General features: G+C 46.5%; 1 protein-coding gene. It reads left to right on the plus strand.

Annotation, left to right across the window (positions count from 1 at the left end):
- Positions 1-507 (plus strand): sensor histidine kinase (locus R8O11_RS31590; RefSeq protein WP_412035110.1); only part of this gene is annotated, 507 nt, incomplete at both ends.

Below are 507 nucleotides of genomic sequence, written 5' to 3' on the forward strand. Positions count from 1 at the left end.
GAATTAAATCAACCGCTGGCAGCCATTCGTAATTACAGTGAAGGTGGGTTGCTGCGTCTTGCAAAGAAGCGTCCGCATGAAGATATTGTGCCTGTGCTAGAGAAAATACAGGGGCAAGTGGAACGAGCCGATGCCATCATTCAGCGTTTAAGAACGTTGATACGCAAACGCAGTGTTGATAAGACACCATGCGATATTCAAGCCTTGATTGCAGACACCATTGAGCTGCTTCATTTTCGAATGCAAAAGCAGAACGTTGCCATTGTGACTAGCGTTGAAGGAGAGATACGTCCTCTACTGGCAGACTCCGTGGGCGTTCAGCAGGTTTTGGTTAATGTGATCAACAACGCCATTGATGCGTGTGCTTTGTTTCAGGAGAAATACCACTCGTCGGACTACCAAGGTAAAATTGCCCTGCATTGTGACTACCAAGCTAACCAGCTTTCTATTCGCATATTGGATAACGGCACTGGGTTACAGCAAGATAATCCGACCCAAGCTTTTGTG

Source organism: Vibrio sp. 1288, from assembly GCF_033344475.1.